Source organism: Pseudomonas eucalypticola (assembly GCF_013374995.1).
Taxonomy (GTDB): domain Bacteria; phylum Pseudomonadota; class Gammaproteobacteria; order Pseudomonadales; family Pseudomonadaceae; genus Aquipseudomonas; species Aquipseudomonas eucalypticola.
Window position 1 is genome coordinate 1234124 of the sequence record NZ_CP056030.1, and the last position, 23837, is coordinate 1257960.

General features: G+C 62.0%; 22 protein-coding genes. 16 read left to right on the top strand and 6 right to left on the bottom strand.

What is annotated here, in order from left to right; all coding sequences use genetic code 11:
* The first annotated feature begins 51 nt into the window (after positions 1 to 51).
* Positions 52 to 1200 carry a pyridoxal phosphate-dependent aminotransferase gene (locus HWQ56_RS05700; RefSeq protein ID WP_176569995.1) on the top strand — a complete coding sequence of 383 codons (1149 nt, stop codon included), beginning with the start codon at positions 52 to 54 and terminating at the stop codon, positions 1198 to 1200.
* Positions 1188 to 1979: an amidohydrolase gene (locus HWQ56_RS05705; RefSeq protein WP_176569996.1), complete on the top strand. Its 792-nt coding sequence runs from the start codon at positions 1188 to 1190 to the stop codon at positions 1977 to 1979. The genes HWQ56_RS05700 and HWQ56_RS05705 overlap by 13 nt, the downstream gene beginning before the upstream one ends.
* Positions 1980 to 2118: 139 nt before the next feature.
* Here the strand turns inward: HWQ56_RS05705 and leuA are convergent, their stop codons facing one another.
* The 3 genes from leuA to xseA all read right to left on the bottom strand — a co-directional run bounded on the left by leuA (position 2119) and on the right by xseA (position 6344).
* Positions 2119 to 3789 (bottom strand): 2-isopropylmalate synthase, encoded by a 1671-nt coding sequence (gene leuA / locus HWQ56_RS05710; protein ID WP_158157850.1) that lies wholly within the window; start codon positions 3787 to 3789, stop codon positions 2119 to 2121.
* A gap of 347 nt (positions 3790 to 4136) precedes the next feature.
* Entirely contained in the window at positions 4137 to 4961 is an 825-nt protein-coding gene (locus tag HWQ56_RS05715; protein ID WP_176569997.1) for a peptidoglycan DD-metalloendopeptidase family protein, read from the bottom strand.
* 3 nt (positions 4962 to 4964) lie between these two features.
* Positions 4965 to 6344 carry an exodeoxyribonuclease VII large subunit gene (gene xseA / locus HWQ56_RS05720; protein WP_176569998.1) on the bottom strand — a complete coding sequence of 460 codons (1380 nt, stop codon included), beginning with the start codon at positions 6342 to 6344 and terminating at the stop codon, positions 4965 to 4967.
* 127 nt (positions 6345 to 6471) lie between these two features.
* Here xseA and zapE point away from each other — a divergent pair, with 127 nt between their 5' ends.
* From zapE to HWQ56_RS05795, 14 genes are all read left to right on the top strand, one after another.
* A complete protein-coding gene (zapE, locus tag HWQ56_RS05725) occupies positions 6472 to 7527 on the top strand; it encodes a cell division protein ZapE (RefSeq protein WP_176569999.1) in 1056 nt (351 codons plus the stop codon).
* A gap of 97 nt (positions 7528 to 7624) precedes the next feature.
* Complete coding sequence (locus tag HWQ56_RS05730; protein ID WP_158154799.1) at positions 7625 to 8377, top strand: sulfite exporter TauE/SafE family protein; 753 nt, start codon at positions 7625 to 7627, stop codon at positions 8375 to 8377.
* 152 nt (positions 8378 to 8529) lie between these two features.
* Positions 8530 to 10032, top strand: a complete 1503-nt coding sequence (locus tag HWQ56_RS05735; RefSeq protein ID WP_245217868.1) for a 4-hydroxyphenylacetate 3-hydroxylase family protein — start codon at positions 8530 to 8532, stop codon at positions 10030 to 10032.
* Positions 10033 to 10104: 72 nt separating this feature from the next.
* Complete coding sequence (locus HWQ56_RS05740) at positions 10105 to 11151, top strand: aromatic ring-hydroxylating dioxygenase subunit alpha (RefSeq protein ID WP_199267091.1); 1047 nt, start codon at positions 10105 to 10107, stop codon at positions 11149 to 11151.
* Between the two features lie 13 nt (positions 11152 to 11164).
* Positions 11165 to 12544: a diaminobutyrate--2-oxoglutarate transaminase family protein gene (locus HWQ56_RS05745; protein WP_209008702.1), complete on the top strand. Its 1380-nt coding sequence runs from the start codon at positions 11165 to 11167 to the stop codon at positions 12542 to 12544.
* A complete protein-coding gene (locus HWQ56_RS05750) occupies positions 12541 to 13842 on the top strand; it encodes a SidA/IucD/PvdA family monooxygenase (protein ID WP_158154802.1) in 1302 nt (433 codons plus the stop codon). Before HWQ56_RS05745 ends, HWQ56_RS05750 begins: the two co-directional genes overlap by 4 nt.
* Positions 13835 to 15118: an NAD(P)/FAD-dependent oxidoreductase gene (locus HWQ56_RS05755; RefSeq protein ID WP_158154803.1), complete on the top strand. Its 1284-nt coding sequence runs from the start codon at positions 13835 to 13837 to the stop codon at positions 15116 to 15118. The genes HWQ56_RS05750 and HWQ56_RS05755 overlap by 8 nt, the downstream gene beginning before the upstream one ends.
* A complete protein-coding gene (locus HWQ56_RS05760) occupies positions 15115 to 15735 on the top strand; it encodes an FMN-binding negative transcriptional regulator (protein ID WP_158154804.1) in 621 nt (206 codons plus the stop codon). The genes HWQ56_RS05755 and HWQ56_RS05760 overlap by 4 nt, the downstream gene beginning before the upstream one ends.
* Positions 15736 to 15745: 10 nt before the next feature.
* Positions 15746 to 16135, top strand: coding sequence for a tautomerase family protein (locus tag HWQ56_RS05765; protein ID WP_158154805.1), 390 nt, complete (start codon positions 15746 to 15748; stop codon positions 16133 to 16135).
* An 84-nt stretch (positions 16136 to 16219) separates the two neighbouring features.
* Positions 16220 to 16768, top strand: coding sequence for a sugar ABC transporter ATPase (locus HWQ56_RS05770; protein WP_158154806.1), 549 nt, complete (start codon positions 16220 to 16222; stop codon positions 16766 to 16768).
* 95 nt (positions 16769 to 16863) lie between these two features.
* A complete protein-coding gene (gene guaB, locus HWQ56_RS05775; RefSeq protein WP_158154807.1) occupies positions 16864 to 18333 on the top strand; it encodes an IMP dehydrogenase in 1470 nt (489 codons plus the stop codon).
* A 106-nt stretch (positions 18334 to 18439) separates the two neighbouring features.
* Positions 18440 to 20017, top strand: a complete 1578-nt coding sequence (gene guaA / locus HWQ56_RS05780) for a glutamine-hydrolyzing GMP synthase (RefSeq protein WP_158154808.1) — start codon at positions 18440 to 18442, stop codon at positions 20015 to 20017.
* A gap of 457 nt (positions 20018 to 20474) precedes the next feature.
* Positions 20475 to 20873: a type II toxin-antitoxin system death-on-curing family toxin gene (locus tag HWQ56_RS05790; protein WP_176570000.1), complete on the top strand. Its 399-nt coding sequence runs from the start codon at positions 20475 to 20477 to the stop codon at positions 20871 to 20873.
* A gap of 479 nt (positions 20874 to 21352) precedes the next feature.
* On the top strand, positions 21353 to 21832 hold the full coding sequence (locus HWQ56_RS05795) for a hypothetical protein (protein WP_158154809.1): 480 nt from the start codon (positions 21353 to 21355) through the stop codon (positions 21830 to 21832).
* Between the two features lie 147 nt (positions 21833 to 21979).
* Here the strand turns inward: HWQ56_RS05795 and HWQ56_RS05800 are convergent, their stop codons facing one another.
* The 3 genes from HWQ56_RS05800 to HWQ56_RS05810 form a co-directional block, all read right to left on the bottom strand.
* Entirely contained in the window at positions 21980 to 22555 is a 576-nt protein-coding gene (locus HWQ56_RS05800; protein WP_176570001.1) for a flavin reductase family protein, read from the bottom strand.
* Positions 22556 to 22759: 204 nt separating this feature from the next.
* Positions 22760 to 23356 carry a LuxR C-terminal-related transcriptional regulator gene (locus HWQ56_RS05805; protein WP_158154811.1) on the bottom strand — a complete coding sequence of 199 codons (597 nt, stop codon included), beginning with the start codon at positions 23354 to 23356 and terminating at the stop codon, positions 22760 to 22762.
* A gap of 116 nt (positions 23357 to 23472) precedes the next feature.
* Positions 23473 to 23760 carry a hypothetical protein gene (locus HWQ56_RS05810; RefSeq protein ID WP_176570002.1) on the bottom strand — a complete coding sequence of 96 codons (288 nt, stop codon included), beginning with the start codon at positions 23758 to 23760 and terminating at the stop codon, positions 23473 to 23475.
* Positions 23761 to 23837: the final 77 nt, after the last annotated feature.

A 23837-nucleotide genomic window follows, 5' to 3' on the forward strand; every position in this document is an offset into this window, starting at 1 on the left:
CAACACCCTGGGCTATCCTGCTCAGCTCCCCAGCTGTCAGGGTCAGGCCCGATGATCACCAGCAAACTGCCGAATGTCGGCACGACCATCTTCACCACCATGTCCCAGCTCGCCACCCAGACCGGCGCGCTCAACCTGTCCCAAGGTTTCCCCGACTACGACGGCCCCCAAGGCCTGCGTGATGCCGTGGTGCGCCACATTCAGGCGGGGCACAACCAGTACGCGCCCATGGCCGGCTTGCCGGCCCTGCGCGAACAAGTGGCCGCGAAGGTCGCCCGCCAGTACGGCGCCATCGTCGACGCCGACGCCGAGGTGACCATCACCCCCGGTGCCACTGAGGCCATCTTCTGCGCCGTGCAAGCCGTGATCCGCGCCGGTGACGAAGTGATCGTCTTCGATCCTTGCTACGACAGCTACGAGCCCTCCGTGGAGCTGGCTGGCGGCCGCTGCGTGCATGTGCAGCTCGATGCCCGGACGTTTACCATCGACTGGCAGAAGCTGGCGGACGCCCTCAGCCCGCGTACGCGGATGATCATCCTCAACAGCCCGCATAACCCCAGCGGCGCACTCATCAGCCGCGCCGACCTGGACCAGCTGGCACAGCTGATCGAAGGTCGCGATATCTACCTGATCAGTGATGAAGTCTATGAACACCTGGTCTACGATGGGGTCATACACGCCAGCGTGCTGGCGCACGAAGCGCTCTATTCCAAGGCTTTCGTGGTCAGCTCGTTTGGCAAGACCTACCATGTCACCGGTTGGAAGACCGGGTATGTGATTGCGCCGCCGGCCTTGACCGTCGAGCTGCGCAAGGTCCATCAGTATGTGAATTTCTGTGGTGTCACTCCGCTGCAATGGGCATTGGCCGACTTCATGGCCGCCTGCCCCGAGCATGTGGAGCAACTGCCGGCGTTCTACCAGGCCAAGCGCGATCTGTTCTGCGACCTGCTGGCGCCTTCGCGTTTCAGCTTCAGCCGGGCGGCAGGCACCTACTTTCAGTTGGTGGACTACTCGCAGATTCGCCCTGACCTGAACGACGTCGACATGGCGCTATGGATGACCCGCGAACACGGCGTGGCGACCATTCCGGTTTCGGTGTTCTACCAGACACCGAATCCCGAACAGCGGTTGGTACGCCTGTGCTTCGCCAAACGCGAGGAGACGCTGCGGGAAGCGGCGATAAAGTTATGCGCGATCTGAGTGAACTGGACAACCTGAACATCGCTCTGGTGCAGACCACATTGGCGTGGCACGACCGCACGGCCAATTTCGAACACTTCGATACCCTGCTGGAGCAGGCTCGGGGTGCCGACCTGGTGATACTGCCCGAGATGTTCACCACCGGCTTTTCCATGGATTCGGCCAGCCTGTGTGAACCGGAAAACGGCCCTGCCAGCAAATGGCTGCTGGGCCAGGCGGCGCGGCTGAACGCGGTGGTCACCGGCTCGGTGATCATCCAGGCCGCCGACGGCAGCCATCGCAACCGCCTGCTGTGGGCACGGCCCGATGGCACCTTGCTGCACTATGACAAACGCCACCTGTTCCGCATGGCCGGCGAGCACAAGCACTACACACCGGGTGAGCGCCAGGTGCAGTTCGAGGTCAAGGGCTGGCGCATACGGCCGCTGATTTGCTATGACCTGCGTTTTCCGGTGTGGAGCCGTGATGCCCAGGACACCGACCTGCTGCTGTATACCGCCAACTGGCCAGGGGCGCGCCGGCTGCACTGGAACCGCTTGCTACCGGCGCGAGCCATCGAGAACCTGTGCTACGTGGCGGCGGTGAACCGTGTCGGCACCGACGGCAAGGGCTTCGCCTACACCGGTGACAGCCAGGTGCTGGATTTCCAGGGCGAGAGCCTGCTGAGCGCAGGGGAGGCCGATGGCGTGTTCCACGTGGCCCTCAGCGCCTGCGAGTTGGCCGCCTACCGCACCCGCTTCCCTGCCCACCTGGATGCCGACACCTTCGACCTCCACTGACGCACTTACATGTAGCAGCGGACCTGACCGCGTCCCGGCGCCGCATCATCCCTGATGCGCCGCACGGGCACAGGCGTCCAATGAGCAGCGACAAAAAAACCGGCCACGTGGGCCGGTTTTCTCAGGGCAGGGCGAAGGCTCAGGCAGCCTTGGCTTCCTGCTGGCTCAACGAGCGGTTCAGCGCGCTGAACAGCGCCTTGAAGCTGGCGGTGGTGATGTTCTCGTCCACACCCACACCGTGCACCGCCCGGCCACCGGCCACGCGCAACTCGATGTAGGCCGCCGCCTTGGCGTGGGTGCCCGCACCAATGGCATGCTCGTTGTAGTCCATGATCTCCACGGCCACCGGCATGGCCGACGCCAGGGCTTCCAGGGCGCCGTTGCCCTTGCCGCGCCAGTGCACGGTCTCGCCGTCGCTGTGCACTTCGACGTCGACCTTGCTGCTGCCGTTCTCTTCCTGCAGGCGGTGGCTGACCAGCGCGTACGGCGTGTTGGCTTGCAGGTATTCCTTGTGCAGCAGGCTGTAGATCTGCTGGGCGGTCATTTCCAGGCCCAGGCGGTCGGTCTCACCCTGCACCACCTGGCTGAACTCGATCTGCATGCGGCGCGGCAGGCTGATGCCGTATTCCTGTTCCAGCAGGTAGGTGATGCCCCCTTTGCCCGACTGGCTGTTGACGCGGATCACCGCCTCGTAGCTGCGGCCGATGTCGGCCGGGTCGATCGGCAGGTACGGCACTTCCCACAGGGTGCCTTCTTTCTGCTGGGTGAAGCCTTTGCGGATGGCGTCCTGGTGCGAGCCGGAGAACGCGGTGTGAACCAGGTCGCCCACATACGGGTGACGTGGGTGCACCGGGATCTGGTTGCACTCTTCGACCACTTTGCGCACGCCGTCGATGTCCGAGAAATCCAGCTCGGGGTCCACGCCCTGGGTGTAGAGGTTCAGGGCCAGGGTCACCAGGTCGACGTTGCCGGTGCGCTCGCCGTTGCCGAACAGGCAGCCTTCGACGCGGTCGGCGCCGGCCATCAGGCCCAGCTCGGTGGCGGCTACGCCGGTGCCACGGTCGTTGTGGGTGTGCAGGCTGATGATCACGCTGTCACGGCGCGACACATGGCGGCCGAACCACTCGATCTGGTCGGCGTAGATGTTCGGCGTGCTGACTTCCACGGTGGCCGGCAGGTTGAGGATGATCTTGTGCTCGGGCGTCGGGTTCCACACCTCGATCACCGCGTCGCACACTTCCTTGGCAAACTCCAGTTCAGTGGCGCTGAAGGTTTCCGGCGAGTACTGGAACGTCCACTGGGTTTCCGGCTGCTGGGCGGCGTACTTGACGAACAGCTTGGCGGCGTTGACCGCGATGTCCTTCACGCCCTGCTTGTCCTGGTTGAAGACGATCTTGCGGAAGGACGGCGAAGTGGCGTTGTAGAGGTGCACGATGGCCTTCTTGGCGCCCTTGAGCGATTCGAAGGTGCGCGCGATCAAGTCTTCACGGGCCTGGGTCAGCACCTGAATGGTGGTGTCTTCCGGGATGTGGTTGTCTTCGATGAGGGTGCGAACGAAGTCGAAGTCGGTTTGCGATGCCGAAGGGAACGAGGCCTCGATCTCTTTCACGCCCACGCTGACCAGGGTCTTCCAGAAGCGCAGCTTCTTGGCCGAGTCCATCGGCTCGATCAGCGACTGGTTGCCGTCACGCAGGTCCGAGCTGCACCAGATAGGCGCGGCGGTGATGGTCTGGTTCGGCCAGGTGCGGTCAGGCAGGTTCACCTGAGCGAAGGCGCGGTATTTGGACGACGGGTCTTTGAGCATGGTCATGGTGAGCAATCCTTGTTATGCGGCCTTGAAAAGGGCCTGCCGAATGAAAACGAGAGAAAAGGGCGAGGCGACGCGATTCAGCTTGGCAGTCGTGCACTGACCAGGCTTAGGCAGCGGTGTTGACGAAGGAGAATGAGGGTGTGAAGAGTTTTCATGCTTCAAACTTAACCATTGCGGCAGTGGATGGCAAGCATCTGGCGAAAATTGAGATAAGTTATCTGCTATGGGGGTTATATGGTTATTTCTGCTTCTTTATTGACGTATTTTGAGTAAGGATTGTTCGCGCGTTTGTGCTCGCGCAATCGGGTGGAGGCGGCCATCCGGGGCTGTAGCGCGTAACCGGCACGTCAGGGCTGGAACGCGCCGATGAAGATAGCGGGGTCCACCCGGGCGTCGTTGAGGCTGACGTTCCAGTGCATGTGCGGCCCCGTCGCCCGGCCAGTCATGCCCACGCGCCCGACCACGGCGCCCCGGGCCAGGTCCTGGCCGACCTTCACGTCGATTTTCGACATATGGCAGAACATGCTGATGAAGCCCTGGCCATGGTCGACGAACACGGTGTTGCCGTTGAAGAAGTAGTTGCCGATGAGAATGACCTTGCCCGCCGCCGGGGTCTTGATTGGCGTGCCCGCCGGCACGGCGAAGTCCAGTCCGGCATGAGGGTTGCGTTCTTCACCGTTGAAGAAGCGGCGCACCCCGAAACGGCTAGACAGCGGGCCGTTCACCGGCTTGTCCAGCAACAGGTTGCTGGGCGTGCCAGGGCTGAAGCTGCGGTAGGCCTTCAACTGCTCGGCCAACTCGACTTCGAAGCGCTTGAGGTCCGCCGGGTTGGGGTTGACTTGCCGGTTGTTCTTCAAGGTGATGTGTTGCTCGGGGTAGTGCTTGCTGCCCACCATGAAACCCAGGCTGCGCTGGTCGCCCGTGGTGATGCGGGCGGCGCCCGGTTTCTGCGTCAGTGGCAGGCCGACGATGGCGCGCCAGTTCTGTTGCTCGCGCACCACCAGCACCGGCTTGCCGTCGAAGAACGCCTTGGGCGCCTGCGCCGCCGTACCCAGGTCGATCACGGCCACGCCGCCTGGCACGGGCTTGTTCAGCAGGCGGGTGATGTAGCTGTCAGCCTGGGCGTTGAAGGCCAGGCACAGCAAAAGCAACGTGGGCAGCAAGCGGGGCATGGCTCAATCCAGTAGCGACAGGGTGACCGGGGTCAGGTGGTTGTCTTCGACACGTACCTGCAGTTCGCCTTCGCCCAGCCTGGCGGTCAGGCGTTGGCCGGTACGGGTCTGCCCGGCACTGCGGATGGCGTTGCCGCGCTCGTCCAGCAGGATGCTGTAACCACGACTCAGGGTCGCCAGCGGGCTGACGATGTGCAGGGTCTGCATCTGGTTCTGCAGCTGGAGGCGACGGGCCTTGAGGCCCTCACGCATGGCTCGCGGCAAGCGTTCCGCCAGGCTGTCGATGCGCTGGCGCAGCATCGCCAGGGTGCGGCCCGGGTGCTGGCCGGCCAGGCGGGTTTCCAGGTGGGCCAGGCGATGCTTGCGCAGGTTCAGGCGCTGCTCGAAGGCACGGCGCAGGCGCATGTCCAGGTCGTCCAGGCGCTGGGCCTGCTGGCGCAGCCGTTCGCCGGGGTGGCGCAGGCGTTTGCTCAAGCCTTCCAGGCGCAGGCGGTCGTGGGCCAGGCGGTTCTGCATGCGCATCAGCAGCCGGCGTTGCAGGCTTTCCAGGCGCCGGTGCAGGTCGCTGCTGTCAGGCGCCAGCAGCTCGGCGGCGGCCGAAGGGGTAGGTGCGCGCACGTCGGCGACGAAGTCACTGATGGACACGTCGGTTTCATGGCCCACGGCACTGACGATCGGCGTCACGCAGGCGGCGATGGCGCGGGCCACGGCCTCTTCGTTGAAGCACCACAGGTCTTCCAGCGAGCCGCCACCACGGGCCAGGATGATGGCGTCGAAACCGCCGGCATCGGCCAGGCGAATGCCCCGCACGATCTGGTTGATGGCCTCGCGGCCCTGCACGGCGGTAGGGATCAGGGTCAGTTCGACCTGGGGCGCGCGGCGGCGGAACACACTGATGATGTCGCGAATCACCGCGCCGGTGGGCGAGCTGACGATGCCGATGCGCTGGGGGTGGGCGGGCAGGGCGACCTTGCGCTCGGCACTGAACAGCCCTTCGGCGCTGAGCTTTTCCTTCAGGGCGTCGAAGGCCAGGCGAAGGGCGCCGTCACCGGCAGGCTCCACGGTGTCGAGAATCAGCTGGTAGTCGCCGCGGCCTTCGAACAGCGAGACCTTGCCCCGCACTTTCACCGCCAGGCCATCCTTGAGCGCCTGGCGCACACGCTGGGCGTTCTGGCGGAACAGCGCGCAACGCACTTGGGCGCCGCTGTCCTTGAGGGTGAAATACACGTGGCCCGAGGCCGGGCGAGCGAGGTTGGAGATCTCGCCCTCTACCCAGATGCTGCTGAAGACGTCTTCCAGCAGCACGCGCGCGCGGCCGTTGAGCTGGCTGACAGTGAGGACCTCGCGGTCCAGGCCGAGTACGGCGAAAGGGTCTCTGTTCATGGGGGCATGATAAGGGTATTGCGGCGATGTCGCGATAGGCGCGCGCACGTCGCTCACCTGCTTTCGACACCTGGAAAATCTCGCTAACATCCGCAGCCTTGGAGCAGACAAGGCAAAGGAACGTCATATGCAACCTATCGTCGCCAGCATCGAGGCCATGGCCGCCTCGCGCGGTTACCAGTTGGACGAACAGCAGGGGGCGTGCATCAACCGCCTCGCCCACCTGGCCGAGCGGGTGATGCACCCACCATTGCTGCCCTCGCGAAAACCCAAGGGCCTTTATATATGGGGCCCCGTGGGCAGGGGCAAAAGCTTTCTGCTGGATGCCTTCTTCGACCGCCTGGCGCTCGCGGAAAAAAAGCGCTTCCACTTTCATGAGTTTTTCCGCGAGTTGCACGCGCGCATCTTCGCCAATGCCAGTAGTGAGCGCAGCATGGAGGACGCCCTGGATGACATGCTCGAGGGCTGCAAGCTGCTGTGCTTCGACGAGTTCCACTTGCATGACATCGGTGATGCGATGCTGATCAGTCGGGTGTTCAGCGCGATCTTCGCGCGCCAGTGCGCGCTGGTGACCACCTCCAACTACCCGCCCGAAGGCTTGCTGCCCAACCCCCTCTACCATGAGCGTTTTCTGCCGACCATCCGCTTGATCGAAGCGCACATGGACGTGGTATCAATCGCCGGGGGCGTCGACTACCGCAGCTTGGGCGGCGAGGGCGATGCGTTCGGGCTCGGCGCATTCGTCTCTCCGGGCAACGCCACCCAACGCCACCAACTGGGCCTGCCCGAGGTCACGGCCACCTTTGTCGAACTAAAAGTCAACCACCGGCCGCTGCGGGTGATGGCAGCCTCGCAAGGGGCGCTTCATGTCGGTTTCAGTGATATCTGCGAGGCTCCCACGGCGACCATGGACTACCTGGTGCTGGTCAAGACGTACCCGCGCTGGATCATCGAAGGTATTCCGCGTATTTCCACGGCGTCCCCCGCGGCGCAACAGCGTTTCCTCAACCTGGTGGATGTGTTGTATGACACGCGCTGCGAAGTGTTCATGATCAGTGCGTTGCCGTTGAATGAAGCGGTTGATCATTGTGATATCGCCGATATTGTACGAACCCGCAGTCGGCTCTCACAAATGAAACAGTTACATGTTAAAAACGATACAGAAGTGGCGTTTGGCCATTAGTACCAAGGTATGATTGGTGCGCATGAAACTTTTGGTTAGCGTACGGTCAATCGGCAGGAACGCCAGATAACAAGAACAACACGAATGGAGTCATGCAATGAGCGACGCGTTTGCAGTCGGGTTGCCCGGCTATGCGATCATTTTCGCCGCACTGTTATGTGCGTATATCATTTTCGGCATCGCCGGATTTGGTACCGCTCTTATCGCCAGCCCTGTGCTGGTGCTGTATATCCCCATCGCCAAGATCGTTCCGTTACTCGCGTTGATGGACTTGTGCGCCGCACTGGTCAATGTCAGCCGTGATGGCCGCAAGGCCGACTGGCGCGAGCTCAGGCGGCTGGTACCGCTGATGGTGGTGGGCAGCCTGATCGGGGCGGCCATTCTGCTGAAGGCCAGGCCCGATATCCTGCTGCTGGCGCTGGGCATCTTCGTGGTGGGCTACTCACTGTATTCACTCAGTGGGCTCAAGCCAGACCGCACCTTTTCTCCGGCATCGGCCATTCCCTTCGGCTCGGTGGGTGGCGTGTTCAGCGCCTTGTTCGGCAGCGGCGGTTTCATTTACGCCATTTATCTCAGCGGCCGGATCAAAGACAAGAATGCCATGCGCATCACGCAAACCACACTCATCGGTTTGAGTACCCTGACCCGGGTGGTGCTGTTTGCCCTGGCAGGGGTGTACCTGGACAGCAGCCTGTTGTGGCTGGCACTGTTTCTCGCCCCGGGCATGTTGCTCGGCACGGCCATAGGTCGCCGGCTGACATTGAAGATGTCCCGGGAACAATTCCTCAAACTTATCAATATTGTCGTGCTCGCCTCTGGCGTGGCATTGATCATCCGTTACTTCAGCTGAACCCGTACAGGGCCTGAGCGCCCCTGATGACCTGTGCCTGTTCGTCCAACTTCCGAGTTGGGCGGCGGGTTGTGCCGTGCCTGAAAACCGCAAGCTTCGCCAATAACGATAATAGGAGAACGCGTTTGGACAACAATCACCCGAATGAAATGATGACGGGCTCAGAGTTTCTGGACAGCCTTGATGACGGTCGCCATGTGTATATCTATGGTGAGCGTGTCGAGAATGTTTGCGAACACCGGGCGTTTCGTAACAGTGCGCATTCATTGTCTCGCTTATACGATGCCCTGCATGATCCTGCCAGCCAGGAGGTGATGACCGATATCGACCCGGATGGTTACCGGACCCACCGCTACTTCATGCCCTCGCGTTCCGCGCAGGACTTGCTCAAGGCTCGGGATGCCATTGCCCATTGGTCACGGTTGTCTTACGGCTTCATGGGCCGCACACCGGATTACAAAGCAGGTTTCACCGCCACCCTGCACTCGGACCCGGACTTGTACGCGCCGTTTCATGACAATGCGCAAAGCTGGTACAGGAAGTCGGCGCACAAGGTCATGTTCCTCAACCACGTCCTGGTCAACCCACCGGTGGGCAGGGCACGGCAGATCGCCGACATGCGCGACATTTATCTGCATGTGGAAAAAGAGACTGACGCTGGAATCATCGTGCGCGGCGTGAAAATGGTCGCCACCACCGCAGCGCTGTCCAATGCCACGTTTGTCGCGCAGAACAGCGCCACCCATTATCAGGCCGGGGCCGAGGAAGATTTCGCCTTGTGCTTCATCCTGCCGATGAACGCACCCAACCTCAAGATCATGTGCCGCCGCTCATTCGAGGCGGCGTCGCTGAGCCCGTTCGACCACCCGCTTTCCAGCCGCTTCGACGAAAACGATTCGGTGCTGATCTTCGACGGCGTACTGGTGCCTTGGGAAAACGTGCTGATCTACCGCGATATCGAGCGGGCGCGCAGCTTTTACGCCGCGTCCGGTTTCCTCAACCGTTACCCGCTGCAGTCAGGCACGCGGTTGGCGGTGAAGATGGACTTCATCTGCGGGCTATTGAGCAAGGTGCTGGAGTCCAATGGTTCGGCGCAGTTCCGTGGCATTCGCACACGCCTGGCGGACATCGTCGCGTTGCGCAACCTGATGTGGTCGTTGACCGAGAACTTGTGCCTGAACCCCGAGACCCGGCGCGACGGCTCGGTAGTGCCACGCCTGGAGGCTGCGGCGACGGTGCGTTACTTCGGCACGCAGATGATGAGCCAGCTCAAACCGGTGTTCAACACCATCCTGGGCGGCTCGCCCATCATGCAGACCGCCAGTTGGCTGGATATGGGCAACCCGGACGTTCGTCCCTTGATAGACCTCTATTACCAGGGCACCGACCAGAGCGCCGGTGAGCGAATGAAGCTGATCAAGCTGCTATGGGACGCCTTGGGCAGTGAGTTCGCCGGTCGCCACGAACTCTACGAGCACAACTACGCCGGCAACAATGAGCAGGTGCGCCTGGACATGCTGCGCCACTGCGAAAGCGCCGGGGTGCTGGCCCAGTGTACCGACCTGGTCGATCGCTGCCTCGCCGATTACAACGAGCAGGGCTGGGCCCCGGGCTCGGGCTGGCGCTTCGACCCCGCGCAACACGAAGTCCGTTAAGCCACCACGCTGGTCCCGGCAGCCCCCCGAAAGGCTGTCACGGGCAGGTTCAGACTGAAAATGGAGCGGGACATGCTTTACGACAGTGGATGGAATCGCGAAGAACTGGATTACAAAGCCTTGGAGAACCAATGGCACGTGGTTGCGCGCAGTGAAGATGTCAGCGCCGAGCGGCCCACGGCTGTCAGGCTGCTGGGCGAAGACCTGGTGTTGTGGCGCGACGGCAGCGGGCGCATCCATGCCTGGAAAGACTACTGCGGCCACCGCGGCGCACGGCTCTCGCTGGGCTGCGTGAAGAAAGGCGAGATCGAATGCCCGTATCACGGCTGGCGCTATGACGGGCAGGGGGACTGCACCCTGGTGCCGGCTCACCCCGACCGACATGCCCCGGCTTCGGACCGGCTGATCTTCAAGCACTATGCCGAGGAGCGTTACGGTTATGTCTGGGCCAGCCTGGTGCGGCCCGAACGGCCACTGCCCGAACTGCCACAGTGGGACGACGATAGTTTTCGCAAGGTCTATGCCGGGCCTTATCACTATCAGGCCAATGCGCTGCGGGCACTGGAGAACTTCATCGATGCCTCGCATTTTCCTTTTGTGCACGCCCACCTCAACGGCTTGCCGGATGCACCGGAGCCGCTGAAGAAATACACCGTCAGCCAGGACGAGCGCGGCCTGCATTCATCGGAAATCAGTGTATTCCAACCTTTCGGCGACCACCGCGGCATCCCGGTGACTGCACGGTACACCTATTCGGTGTTCAACCCGACCACGGCCTACTTCAAGAAGAAGACCGGAGAAGTCGAGCGCTTCTGCACCTTCTTCAATGCCACTCCGGTCGATGAGAAGGCCTGCATCATCTGGTTGATCGTGGCGATCAACTTCGGCCCCGAGTTGACCCTTGAGCAGATCCTGGCGCGGCAAAACACCGTGTTCGAGCAGGACCGCCATATCGTCGAGTCACAACGCCCCGCCCGCCTGCCCCTGGACCCCAAGGCCGAGATGCACGTGACCAGCGACCGCCTGGGCTTTGAATACCGGCGTTGGTTGCGCGAGCTGGGCGAGGCCCGGCGCGCCCCCGGGCAACTTGAACAGACCATCCGCGCGGTATCACTGTGAGCAGGAGCCAGCCATGACCATGCAGTCACTTGAGCGTTTCATTGAGCGTGAATCCAATGCCAGAACCTATTCGCGCAACTTCCCGGGGGTATTGAGCCATGGCGCACTTGCCCAGGTGACCGACAGCGAAGGGCGTCAGTACCTCGATTGCCTGTGCTGCGCCGGGGCATTGGCCCTGGGCCACAATCATCCCTTCATCCAGCAGCGGGTGATCGAATTTCTGCAGTCGGGCCAGTTGCAGCAGGCACTGGACCTGGCGACGCCAGCGCGGCTGGCATTCGTGGATAAACTGTTCCAGTGTTTGCCCCGCGCTTTTGCCACGCAGGCCAAGGTGCAGTTCTGCGGCCCCACGGGCGCCGATGGGGTGGAGGCCGCCCTGAAGCTGTTCAAGACCGCCACCGGCCGCCGTTCGGTGTTGGTGTTCCAGGGCGCCTACCACGGCATGACCCATGGCACGCTCGGCATGATGGGCAACATCGCCCCGCGCCAGGCCATTTCGGGAGTGCCCGGCGAGATCCAGTTTCTGCCTTACCCCTACACCTTCCGCAGCCCCTTCGGTGCGCAGGTGGATGCACTTGAAACCGAGCGGCTGAGCCTGGCCATGCTGGAAACGGCACTCAGCGATCCGGAAAGCGGGGTATGCAAACCGGCGCTGGTGCTGCTGGAGGCGGTTCAGGGGGAAGGGGGCTGCATTCCCGCCAGTGCGCCTTGGCTCAAGGGGGTCAGGGAGATCACCGAGCGCCATGGCGTACCCCTGGTCATCGATGAAGTGCAGTCCGGGATCGGTCGTACCGGTGATATGTTCGCGTTCGAGCACGCCGGTATCGTTCCCGATGCCATCGTTGTATCCAAAGCCATCGGTGGCGGCTATCCATTGTCGTTGCTGTTGTACCGGGACGCGTACGACCAGTGGAAACCCGGCGCCCATGCAGGCACCTTCCGCGGAAACCAGATTGCCCTGGTCAGCGGCCTGGCGACGCTGGAGTACATCGAGCAGACCAACCTGCTGGCCCATGTTCGCCAGGTGGGTGCGCAACTCAAGGAGGGCTTGCTGGACATCCAGAGCCGGTACCCCTGTATCGGCGATGTGCGTGGGCGCGGCCTGATGCTGGGCGTGGAACTGGTGGATGCCGATGCGCAGCCCGATGCCCTTGGCCACCCGCGCGGCGCTACGCAACTGGCCGCCAGCGTCAAGAAGGCCTGCCTGCAGGCGGGGCTGATCATTGAAAGCGGTGGGCGCAACAATGCGGTGCTGCGCTTCCTGCCGCCGCTGGTGATCACTGCGCTGGAAATCCAGACGTTGCTGGCGCGCTTTGAGCAAGCATTGGCCGCGTGTGCTCCGGCCCGCGCACGGCCGTTGTCGGCACCGGGTTTCGCCGAGGTGCAGCCATGAGCGGTCGCGACCCGTTGCATGATGTGCTGGGCATCGGTTTCGGCCCGGCTAACATTGCCCTGGCGGTAGCGTTCGAAGAGCTGGCGCCGGACTTGAGCGTGCGGTTTATCGAGCGCAGGCCGCGGGCCGCCTGGCAACCGAACATGTTGCTGGCGGGGTCCGATATCCAGAACCACCCGTTGCGGGACCTGGTGACGCCGCGCAATCCACGCAGCCGCTATTCGTTCACCAACTTTCTGTTCGAGAACGGGCGCCTGTACGAGCATTTGAACTTGCCCTTGCACTACCCACTGCGGCTCGAATACGCCCAGTATGTCAGTTGGGTAGCCGGTTTCTTCGCTTCCCGCGTGGATTACGGCCGCACCGCGCAGCAGGTGGAACTGGTCGAAGCCCAGCCCCAGGTACCCCGCCATTATCGGGTGACCACGGCTGAAGGGCAGGTGTACCGGGCCAGGAGCCTGGTCCTGGCGCCAGGACGTACGCCCCATATACCGGCGCCGTTCGCCGATGTGCGGGACGCCCGCGTGCAGCACCTGAACCATTACCTGCCAGCGCTGGAGGCGGCAGTGGCGGCCACTGGCTCGCGTTGCCGTGTCGCTGTCATTGGTGGCAGCCAGAGCGCGGTGGAAATTCTCCTGCATGCCGAACAGCACCCCGGGGTGAGCCAGGTTACGGGCTATACCCGCAACTTCGGTTTTCGTCAGAAGGACACCAGCCCGTTCTCCGACGAAGTGTATTTTCCGGCCTTCGTCGACACCTTCCATCAGGCCAGCCCTGCCAACAAGCGACGCCTGCGCAACGAATTGGCGGCCACCAACTATTCCTCGGCCGATATCGACGTGCTCAACCAGCTTTACCTGCGCCGTTACGAGCAGCAGTTGCTGGGCGGGGACCGCTTGCGGATCAATACCTGCCAGGAAATCATCGAGTGCGCGGCGACGCCCGACGCTGTGACGGTACAGGCGCGGCACTTTCTGCAGGGCACCGTCCAGCAGGATGCGTTTGACCTGGTGATACTGGCCACCGGTTTTCTCGACCTGGGCGACGGCGAGCGTCAGGAGCCCTGCCCGCCGCTGTTGCTCGGGGTGGCAGGCGACAGGGACGCCCTGGCCATTGGCCGAGATTATCAGGTGCAACTGCAGGGCGGCCTCCCGGCCTACCTCAACGGCTTGTGCGAGTCTTCCCATGGCATGGGCGATGCGGGGTCGTTCAGTTTGCTGGCGATCCGGTCGCAGACCATCGTCGACTCGCTGTTGGGCCAATTCGAGCATGGAGCGGAGCGCCAGCGCTATGGTTGATGCCGCATTGCAGGCTTTGCTGGACGCGCCCTCGGCGTGGCAAGGCAGCGTTCCTGGGGGGCGCGGCGCCGGCCCGTTGCCTGCGCACAGCGACATGGTGGTCGTGGGGGGCGGCATCGGCGGGCTCAGCGCTGCCCTGCATGCACTGCGCCGCGGGTGCAGCGTCACGGTATTGGAGGCGGGGGAGTTGGGAGCAGGGGCCAGTGGCCGTAATTCAGGCTTTGTCGTGCCCGTGCCGGCCCGGCATGGCCCCGACACACTCAACGCATTGCTGGGCGACGCCGCGGGGCCGTATGTGCGGGCCTTGCAACAGGCCGCACGGCAGGCACTGAGCCGGGGCGGCCCGCAGGTGGTGCGCCAGGGCTGGTTACAGCCCTTTGCGCAACCGCCCCTGGGCAGCCTTCGGCACCTGGCCAGGCAATGGCAGGCGCTGGGCATTGACGCTGAATGCGTGGAGGGCCAGCGCCTGGGCGCACTCGCAGGCACGCGATATTACCCCGAAGCCTTGCTGTTCAAGAGTGGGGGCGGTGTAGATCCATTTGCCCTGCTGCACCAGTTGGCTGACGCCGTGATAGCGCTGGGTGGCTGTATCGTTGAGCAGTGCAGCGCATTGAATACCACGGTGCGCGGGCAGGGGGTCACCGTCCATACCCCACAAGGAGACATCCGCGCCGGCCGCGTGCTCCTGGCTGCAAATGCCTATGGTACGGGCGCGAGCCAAGCGACTCGGCGGCCCATCGGCCGTATCGCCCTGGGCCTGGGGACGTTTAGCTGCGAGGACCTGCCGCCCGAAACCGCCTGTCTGCCCTTTTCCGACGCCCGCAAGGATATGTGGTTTTGCCGGCGCTTGACGGGCAACCGCTTGATGACGGGGGCGTTCATCCTGCCGGGCGCGGGCGGGACAGCGGCGGCCGCAGGGCTGATGAGCAGGCGCTTGCAGGCCCTCTTCGGTCCAGGCCCATGGTCACCAGGGCAGCTATGGGCCGGTTACGTGGGCGTGACCCGCACGGGGATGCCGGTGGTGCGCCAGCACGGCCCAAGGATCATTCGGTGGAGCGGCTGCAATGGGCGCGGTATCGCCTTGTCGAGCCTGATGGCGCAGCGGTTGGTGGACCACCTGATGGGTGAGCCCATGCCGACGCTGCCGCAAGCCACGTTCAACAGTGCGCTGCTGGTCCGCTGGTTGGCGCACTCGGTTATCCAACGCGACCGCCGCCGCCAGAAGAAAGCGGCGATGGCCCAGCCCTCCAGTTTTTCACGCGAGATCATTTCATGAGCCTGTGCCCGTTTCATTATCAGGAACATCGGTCCAGCGATGCCGACCTGATCGGCCGCTTCATCGATGCATTTCCGCTGGCGTTGATCACTTCATCAGTGGCAGGCAAGCATCACAGCAGTTACATCCCCTTGCTGCGTGACCACGACCAATCTCTGTTCGGCCATGCCGACCGCCGCAACCCCCAGTTCGCCGGGGAAACGTTCAATGCGCAAATCTTTTTCGTCGGGCCCAATGCCTACATTCCCCCGGAAGGCTACAGCAGTGCGCAACTGCCTACCTGGAATTACCTGGCGGTGCACATGCAAGCCCAGGTCCAGATGGTGGAGGACGATCGGTACGCCCTGGATATCCTGCGCCGCACCGCCCAGGCAATGGGGGCCCAGGGTTCCCGATACCGCGTCGATGAGGCAGACCCCCGGGTGCAGAACAACCTTGCCCATATTGTCGGGCTGCGGTTGGTGCCCAGTGAGGTCGAGGCGCGCTTCAAACTGTCGCAAAACAAGGCGCAGAAAGACCGAGATGCCGCTCTGGACTGGTTTTTGAGTGGCGATCTGGAGCAACACCGGCAACTGTTCGAAGACCTTCTGCGCCATACCTCCGGCGCCCGGGAATAAGGGGAAGACCATGCCTATTGTCAGAATCGAAGATGCAACCCAGCGCTCCCTGGCCGAGCAGCGGATATTGGTCGAGGCGGTCTATGCCAGCCTCAGGCAGCAATTTGGGGTCAGCGATGAAGAGCTGCAGGCTCGCTACCATTACCTGCCAGCCACTTGCCTGCGCACCCCCGGTGACCGAGACGGCTATGTGCAGATCACCATTACCCTGTTCAAGGGGAGAAAAGCGGCCACCAAACGCAAGCTGTACGCCGATATCGTCGAGCGGCTGGCGCGGGAGCTGGCCATCGAGCCGGGGGCAGTGCTGATCCTGCTGGACGAGCATGATGCCGAGAATTGGGGCATGCGCGGCGGTATCGCAGCCAGCGACATCGATTTCGGCTATGCCGTGCAGGTCTAGATAGCGCCAGTGGGGGCGCGCGCTTGACCTGCGGCCCCACGGCATTATGCTGCGCGTATTTACGTTACCCGCAGGCCTGCCTTCATGAGTTCGCAAAGCATTGTCGTCCCGTTGATCTCCAGCTTTCCCGGACGCGAAGCCAAGGCCCGGCGAGTGCTGCGCTGGCTGTGGCAGAAAAACATCATCGAAGAACAACTGACCACCTGCGGGCGCACCGGCAACGGCATGGGCTACGCAATCGGGCCGGGCGCCCGCAACGTGGTGGAGCACCCGGACCTGTTGCCTTATGGCCAGGCAGTGAACGGCCTCGAACTGGTGACCAAGCGCTGCATCTTCACCCCCACCAAAGACTTCAAGGAAGAAGCGGGCTGCCCCGAGTGCCGCCAGGAAATCGGCGAGGCGCTGTTCGACAGCCTGGAAGACTGGATGCCCGGCCACACCGACAACTTCATGTGCCCCGAATGCCGGCATGAGGATGACATCAACGGCTTCCTGTTCCTGCAGCCCTGCGCGTTTTCCAACCTGGGCTTCATCTTCAATGGCTGGGCCGACGCACGGTTCAAGCCTGAGTTCCTGTACGAGTTCGGCGAGCGGCTGGAACGCAAGGTGCGTGTGGTACGCGTCGATCTTTAGGGTGCGACGCAATTGCCCTGATGTTTACATTGAGCATCGGGGCATGTATGAGTATAATGGCGCGCTTCCATTTTTCCCGCTCGGGAGCCCCCGCGATGCTGCGTATCAGCCAAGAAGCTCTGACCTTCGACGACATTCTCCTTGTACCCGGTTATTCCGAAGTACTGCCTAATGAAGTCAGCCTCAAGACCCGTTTGACCCGTGGCATCGAGCTGAATATTCCCTTGGTCTCGGCGGCCATGGATACCGTGACCGAAGCCCGTCTGGCCATTGCCATGGCCCAGGAAGGCGGCATCGGCATCATCCACAAGAACATGACCATCGAGCAGCAAGCTGCCGAAGTGCGCAAGGTCAAGAAGTTCGAAGCCGGCGTGGTCAAGGACCCGATCACCATCGAGGCCGACGCCACCGTCCGCGACCTGTTCGAACTGACCCGCCAGCACAATATCTCCGGCGTGCCCGTGCTGCACGACGGCGACCTGGTCGGTATCGTCACCTCCCGTGACGTGCGTTTCGAAACCCGTCTGGAAGCCACCGTTCGCGAAGTGATGACGCCCAAAGAGCGCCTGGTCACCGTGCGCGAAGGCGCCGACAAGAATGAAGTGCGCGAGCTGCTGCACAAGCACCGCCTGGAAAAAGTCCTGATCGTGGACGACAAGTTCCAGCTCAAGGGCATGATGACCGTCAAGGACATCGAAAAAGCCAAGGCCTACCCACTGGCCAGCAAGGACGACCAGGCCCGCCTGCGCGTCGGTGCTGCCGTCGGTACCGGCAAGGACACCGGTGAGCGCGTTGCCGCCCTGGTCGCCGCCGGCGTCGACGTGGTGGTGGTCGATACCGCCCACGGTCACTCCAAAGGCGTGATCGACCGCGTTCGCTGGGTCAAGGACAACTACCCGCACGTCCAGGTCATCGGTGGCAACATCGCCACTGGCGCCGCGGCCAAGGCCCTGGTTGAAGCCGGCGCCGATGCGGTCAAGGTCGGTATCGGCCCAGGCTCCATCTGCACCACCCGTATCGTCGCTGGCGTGGGCGTGCCGCAGATCAGCGCCATCGCCAACGTCGCCGCCGCCCTGGAAGGTTCGGGCGTGCCGCTGATCGCCGACGGCGGTATCCGCTTCTCCGGTGACCTGTCCAAGGCCATCGTCGCGGGCGCTTCGTGCGTGATGATGGGTTCGATGTTCGCCGGTACCGAAGAAGCCCCGGGCGAGATCGAGCTGTTCCAGGGCCGTTCGTACAAGGCTTACCGCGGCATGGGTTCGCTGGGCGCCATGTCCCAGGCCCAGGGCTCGTCCGACCGTTACTTCCAGGATTCGGCCGCTGGCGCCGAGAAGCTGGTACCGGAAGGCATCGAAGGCCGCGTACCGTACAAGGGTACCCTGACCGCGATCATCCACCAGTTGATGGGTGGCCTGCGTTCCTCCATGGGTTACACCGGCAGCGCCAACATCGAAGAGATGCGCACCAAGCCTGAATTCGTGCGTATCACCGGTGCCGGCATGGCCGAATCTCACGTCCACGACGTGCAGATCACCAAGGAAGCGCCGAACTATCGCGTCGGCTGACGCCCAGGCGCCCGTGGCCATTGCTCCGGGTGCCTGCTGAATTTAAAGGCGGGGCTGTTCAATGCAGCCCCGTGTTGTTTCCGATTACCACTGACGAGAAATAGTCATGGCCCTCGACATTCACGCCCACCGAATCCTGATTCTGGACTTCGGTTCCCAGTACACCCAGCTGATCGCCCGTCGCGTGCGCGAAATCGGCGTGTACTGCGAGCTGCACCCCTTCGACATGGACGACGAAGCGATTCGCGAATTCGCCCCGCGCGGCATCATCCTGGCCGGTGGCCCGGAGTCCGTGCACGAAGCCAACAGCCCGCGCGCACCGCAAGCGGTGTGGGACCTGGGCGTGCCGGTATTCGGCATCTGCTACGGCATGCAGACCATGGCCGAGCAACTGGGCGGCAAGGTAGAGGGTTCCGAGCTGCGTGAGTTCGGCTACGCTCGTGTCGACGTGGTTGGCAAGAGCCGCATCCTGGACGGCATCGAAGACCATGTCGACGCCGATGGCGTCTTCGGCCTGGACGTGTGGATGAGCCACGGTGACAAGGTCACCAAGATCCCGGAAGGCTTCCACGTGCTGGCCAGCACCCCGAGCTGCCCGATCGCCGGCATGGCCGACGACAGCCGCGGCTACTACGGCGTGCAGTTCCACCCGGAAGTGACCCACACCAAGCAGGGCGGTCGCATCCTGTCGCGTTTCATCCTCGACATCTGCGGCTGCGAAGCCCTGTGGACGCCTTCGCACATCGCTGAAGACGCCATCGCTACCATCCGCGCCCAGGTCGGCACCGACAACGTCCTGCTGGGCCTGTCCGGCGGCGTCGACTCTTCGGTGGTCGCGGCCCTGCTGCACAAGGCCATCGGCGACCAGCTGACCTGCGTATTCGTCGACAACGGCCTGCTGCGCCTGCACGAAGGCGAGCAAGTGATGGCCATGTTCGCCGAGAACATGGGCGTCAAGGTGATCCGCGCCAACGCCGAAGACCAGTTCCTGAACAACCTGGCCGGTGAAGCCGACCCGGAGAAGAAGCGCAAGATCATCGGCCGTACCTTCATCGACGTGTTCGATGCCGAATCCTGCAAGCTGGAAAACATCAAGTACCTGGCCCAGGGCACCATCTACCCCGACGTCATCGAGTCGGCTGGCGCCAAGAGCGGCAAGGCTCACGTGATCAAGTCCCACCACAACGTGGGTGGCCTGCCTGAGGAAATGAACCTCAAGCTGGTCGAGCCGCTGCGTGAACTGTTCAAGGACGAGGTTCGTCGCCTTGGCCTGGAACTGGGCCTGCCGTACGACATGGTCTACCGCCACCCATTCCCGGGCCCGGGCCTGGGTGTGCGTATCCTGGGTGAAGTGAAGAAAGAGTACGCCGACCTGCTGCGTCGCGCCGACCACATCTTCATCGAGGAGCTGCGCAAGGCTGACTGGTACCACAAGGTCAGCCAGGCGTTCGTGGTGTTCCAACCGGTGAAATCGGTAGGCGTGGTAGGTGACGGCCGTCGTTACGCCTGGGTAGTTGCCCTGCGTGCGGTGGAAACCATCGACTTCATGACTGCTCGTTGGGCACACCTGCCGTACGAGCTGCTGGAGACTGTCAGCGGCCGTATCATCAACGAGATCGAAGGCATTTCGCGCGTGACGTACGACGTGTCGAGCAAGCCGCCTGCGACGATCGAGTGGGAGTGAGCCTACGCCTGCGATGGGCCCTGCGCTGACTAACAGAAACGCCCGCTGAGTTGCGGGCGTTTTGCATTCGTCACCGCCCGAAATTGGCACATGTGTGTAAGGGCTGCTCAACACGGTCGCAGCCTGGAGGCTGAGATGCGAGGCATTTTTGGGTCTATCGGTGAAACCACCAGGCCGGGTCAGGCTGGGCAAACGGCGTACGCTCAATAGGCAGCTCGGTGTATCTTGCCTCCCAGTGTGCTACCGTAGCGGCAGAAGATTATCGAACCGTTTGGGGTACTAAAGTTATGAGCCACAAGCTGGACACCTATGGCGTATCCATAGTAGAGAGGCCTAAAGTTAAAGCCATCAAGAAGCTGGACTTGGGTGGCGACTCGGGTAAGCAGATCGTTTATTCAGAAACCAAGCTCGTTCTCAGGACTCACAAGAAGACCTTTCAGAAGTTGGCTGACATGTAATGGAATTGATCTTCTTTCCATTTGAACGTGTTATTGAAATAAATACTCAAATCTTGACTACCGAGCCCGGCATGAAGGGGGCGGTGAATATCCCGACCTTGCAAGGCGCGCTGGCACGAATCGATAATGCGATCGCTTATAATGGCCTTGACGATGTATTTGAAATTGCCGCTAAGTACACTGCCAGTATCGCGCAAGGCCACGCACTGCCTGATGCGAACAAGCGTACCGGGCTTGCAGTCGGCTTGGAGTACCTTTCGCTCAATGATTATGAAATTACTTTAGATAATGATTTGATAGCAGATGCCGTTAGGGATTTGGTTGTCGGCGATATCAATGAGCATGATTTTGCCGATATTCTCTACTCTTGCTTCATCGCTTCTCAACACCAGGTTTAGCACCTGGAATGCCTGTCAAATCCGCCAGCTCGATTAGCCGTATTCATGACTAAGCGGCAGCGAAGTGTTCCAGGCTGATACATCATTAATGCCCGCCGGTCCCGGAGCGTCAGTTACCGGCTGCCATTGCTGTGAAGGATGTTGGCTTGGCCCCATGGGTAGTACTTTTGGTCGTCATGGTACTGTTCATGGGTCCTTGAAATAGGTAGGTGTTATCCTATTGATTCATATGGTCTTTCATCGTCTGTTGATAACTGAGTGGGAATGATCCCGCGTCCGGCATAGCCCGGCATCAAGTGGCAAGAAACACCCCGCAAGCCCGCGTAATTGCGGGCTTTCTTGTTTCCGGGTGCCGTGTTTCAGCAGTAATGGCATCAGGCTATAGCACACCTGCACTATGGCTAAGCCAGCCTCCTTCTCTCTAAGCTCTAGCCGTCATAACAAAAAATTTCTGCTAAACGTACAGGCAAGGTAAGAGCATGTCCGCGATTCATGGAAAGACGTTCAGGAACCGGGTTGGGTTGTGTCTGTTGGTTGGCGTGTTGGCCGGCTGTGCGAACTCTAACGATCTGATGGGCAATATGAACCCCTTCGGTGTCGGCGCGAAAAAGTACGATATGGATTACCTGAACACGACGCTCATTGCGGGTAAAACCACCAAGGCTCAGGTGCTGGAACTGTTTGGAAAACCAACAAGGGGCGGGTCCGATTTGAGCGCGCAGAGCAAGTGGACCTATGAAAAGCGTGAGGAGGGGGTCGAGAAGTATCTGAACATGGCCCATGGCTATGTGGCGCCGGAAGTCGGTCAGACGTTGAGTGATGCCCAGGGGCAGGTGTTCAAGGCACAAGGCGCCTTGAATGACGCGGGTAGCGTCGTCGGTGGCACACCCGCCAGGCAGGGCCTTATCCTGGATATCTTTTTCGATAACGACGTGGTTCAGGCATTCAGCGTGATCTAACGGCGCCACGTGACTCGCCTTTCGATTTTCTGTAGCAGCGGACCTGGCCGCGTCATAACCGCCGCGTAGTGTCAGGCATACCGCATTCACTGCCGACGCGGCCAGGTCCGCTGCTACAAGGCCGTGGAACGCCGGGCCAAGCGGGGATTATTTGCGAACCCCTCTGCTCATCCGGCCTACTTCACGTTCGGCGCTGCGATAACTTCGAAAGCTGAAAATCAGGGGCTCCCATGAGTCGGGATCAACCCCGGCGCCGTCTGCCAACGCGATAGATTCGTGCACGTGCATGGCCTCGACGCGTGCGGCAACGACCACGAAGCCTTCAGGCGCTTCATCAATCAGCATCGTACTTTCCACCACGGCTTCCATCTGGATCGGGCATTCGCTGATTCGGCCCGGGCGCACGCCTGTCGACGCGGTGCGGTTGAGCTCAGCGGCGTGCCACTTGTCTGGTTCGAAGCGAAACTGCCCGGCCTTGTGTTCCGGTACCTCAGGCATTCCTGTCAGCCCTGAAAGCCTTTCGACCTGCTGCCACATGGAGGCGCTTGGAAGGTTGATGGTCAATTCGGGGAGGCGTCGCAAGTTGGCGACGGTCCTGGAAGCCGCACCCATGCCCAGCACAATCCGGTTGCGCAGTGACCATGTCGACGACATGGGCGCAATGTTTTCCGAGCCGTCTTCATTGAGCGTTACCAGCAGGGCAACGCAGCTGCCGTAGTACATGCTTCTCGGGGTCACTTCTAGGGTTGTCAAAACACCGGTTCCTCGACATGAAAAAGAAGGCTGCAGGTGTGCGCCCCGGGACCTCGGGCGCATGCCAGGACGATGCCCGCCGCCTCATGGTGCTCTTTGCTCAGGTATTGATAAATGCCCCAGCGCGCAAGGTTGCATTGCACCGGACGCACGACAGCGACAGGCCCGGGGCGGCTAGCTGAGGAATTTCACTGCCGCAGCCGCCCGGGAGGGTACGTCAAGGCTGCGCAACAGCGAGGAGACATGGATGCGCACGGTAAACGGCGAGATCTTCAGTGCCCGGGCGATTTCCTTGTTGGTCATGCCTTGGGCGATGAGGCGCAACACTGACTGCTGGCGGGGGCTCAGTGCATGGGTGGCCAGCGGGCATAGCCCTGATGGCGGGTTCTTGACCAGCACTTCACCGTTGCGGATGGCCAGCAGCGCCTGCATGAATTCGCCCGGCGACGTGTTCTTGCTGATGAAACCGTTGATGCCGTGGCCCATCACCTGGTGGATCAGCTCGCTGTCTTCGACCATAGACACCACGATGAGGGTAGTGCGCGGCAACTGTCGACGTAATTCACCCAGCTGGCTCATGCAGGTCAAACCAGGGAAGCGCAGGTCGAGCAGCAAGGTGTCGACCTGGGCTCCGGTCAATGCGAGTGCGCAAACGGCATCGAAGTCGCCCGCTTCCTCTGTCGCCGCCTCGGGCACAAGCCTCTGCACGGTGTGGACCAGGGCCTGGCGAAACATGGGGTGGTCGTCGGCAACGATGATCCGGCATGACATGGCGTGTCCTCCCTGGCCTGTTCCGAGGCAGGGTACGTCAACGACCCGCCGGATAGTATCGGTGGTGTGTGACGGTCAGTTGCGCCGAGACACTGCGGACCGCCAGCCGGCGTCGCTTACTGCTTGGTACATTGGGCACCCATCCCCATGCCCATCGACCCCAGCGCAACCATCGCACCGCTCGGCAGCTCGCATGAATATTCAGCGGTCGCAGTGTTGGCGGTGAAGTAGGTGGTACTGCTGTCGTCGCGCACGTTCGAGATCTTCGTGACGGGCTTGCCGATGCTGGTCTGGGCGCGGCTCTTGAGGTCATCTGGTGTTGGCTTCATGACCTGGCAGCCGGCAAGCCCGAGTGTCGATGAGGCCAGTATTATCAGCGTGATCGATGTGCAGCGTAGGTTCATTAGATCCTTCCTGGGTCGTGGTGGCGAGGGTCGTGACTTGGGCGGATGAGCGGCCCCGACGAAGACCCTCGGTTTGA

Excerpts from the sequence above, each read along its gene's own strand:
- HWQ56_RS05715 (WP_176569997.1), bottom strand. The coding sequence starts at position 4,961 with ATGCCCCGCTTGCTGCCCACGTTGCTTTTGCTGTGCCTGGCCTTCAAC.
- HWQ56_RS05750 (WP_158154802.1), top strand. The coding sequence starts at position 12,541 with ATGAGCGGTCGCGACCCGTTGCATGATGTGCTGGGCATCGGTTTCGGC.
- HWQ56_RS05740 (WP_199267091.1), top strand. The coding sequence starts at position 10,105 with ATGCTTTACGACAGTGGATGGAATCGCGAAGAACTGGATTACAAAGCC.
- zapE (WP_176569999.1), top strand. The coding sequence starts at position 6,472 with ATGCAACCTATCGTCGCCAGCATCGAGGCCATGGCCGCCTCGCGCGGT.
- HWQ56_RS05810 (WP_176570002.1), bottom strand. The coding sequence starts at position 23,760 with ATGAACCTACGCTGCACATCGATCACGCTGATAATACTGGCCTCATCG.
- HWQ56_RS05805 (WP_158154811.1), bottom strand. The coding sequence starts at position 23,356 with ATGTCATGCCGGATCATCGTTGCCGACGACCACCCCATGTTTCGCCAG.
- HWQ56_RS05800 (WP_176570001.1), bottom strand. The coding sequence starts at position 22,555 with ATGTACTACGGCAGCTGCGTTGCCCTGCTGGTAACGCTCAATGAAGAC.
- HWQ56_RS05755 (WP_158154803.1), top strand. The coding sequence starts at position 13,835 with ATGGTTGATGCCGCATTGCAGGCTTTGCTGGACGCGCCCTCGGCGTGG.
- HWQ56_RS05765 (WP_158154805.1), top strand. The coding sequence starts at position 15,746 with ATGCCTATTGTCAGAATCGAAGATGCAACCCAGCGCTCCCTGGCCGAG.
- guaB (WP_158154807.1), top strand. The coding sequence starts at position 16,864 with ATGCTGCGTATCAGCCAAGAAGCTCTGACCTTCGACGACATTCTCCTT.
- xseA (WP_176569998.1), bottom strand. The coding sequence starts at position 6,344 with ATGAACAGAGACCCTTTCGCCGTACTCGGCCTGGACCGCGAGGTCCTC.
- HWQ56_RS05735 (WP_245217868.1), top strand. The coding sequence starts at position 8,530 with ATGACGGGCTCAGAGTTTCTGGACAGCCTTGATGACGGTCGCCATGTG.
- leuA (WP_158157850.1), bottom strand. The coding sequence starts at position 3,789 with ATGACCATGCTCAAAGACCCGTCGTCCAAATACCGCGCCTTCGCTCAG.
- HWQ56_RS05795 (WP_158154809.1), top strand. The coding sequence starts at position 21,353 with ATGTCCGCGATTCATGGAAAGACGTTCAGGAACCGGGTTGGGTTGTGT.
- HWQ56_RS05730 (WP_158154799.1), top strand. The coding sequence starts at position 7,625 with ATGAGCGACGCGTTTGCAGTCGGGTTGCCCGGCTATGCGATCATTTTC.
- HWQ56_RS05790 (WP_176570000.1), top strand. The coding sequence starts at position 20,475 with ATGGAATTGATCTTCTTTCCATTTGAACGTGTTATTGAAATAAATACT.
- HWQ56_RS05745 (WP_209008702.1), top strand. The coding sequence starts at position 11,165 with ATGACCATGCAGTCACTTGAGCGTTTCATTGAGCGTGAATCCAATGCC.
- HWQ56_RS05760 (WP_158154804.1), top strand. The coding sequence starts at position 15,115 with ATGAGCCTGTGCCCGTTTCATTATCAGGAACATCGGTCCAGCGATGCC.
- HWQ56_RS05705 (WP_176569996.1), top strand. The coding sequence starts at position 1,188 with ATGCGCGATCTGAGTGAACTGGACAACCTGAACATCGCTCTGGTGCAG.
- HWQ56_RS05700 (WP_176569995.1), top strand. The coding sequence starts at position 52 with ATGATCACCAGCAAACTGCCGAATGTCGGCACGACCATCTTCACCACC.
- guaA (WP_158154808.1), top strand. The coding sequence starts at position 18,440 with ATGGCCCTCGACATTCACGCCCACCGAATCCTGATTCTGGACTTCGGT.
- HWQ56_RS05770 (WP_158154806.1), top strand. The coding sequence starts at position 16,220 with ATGAGTTCGCAAAGCATTGTCGTCCCGTTGATCTCCAGCTTTCCCGGA.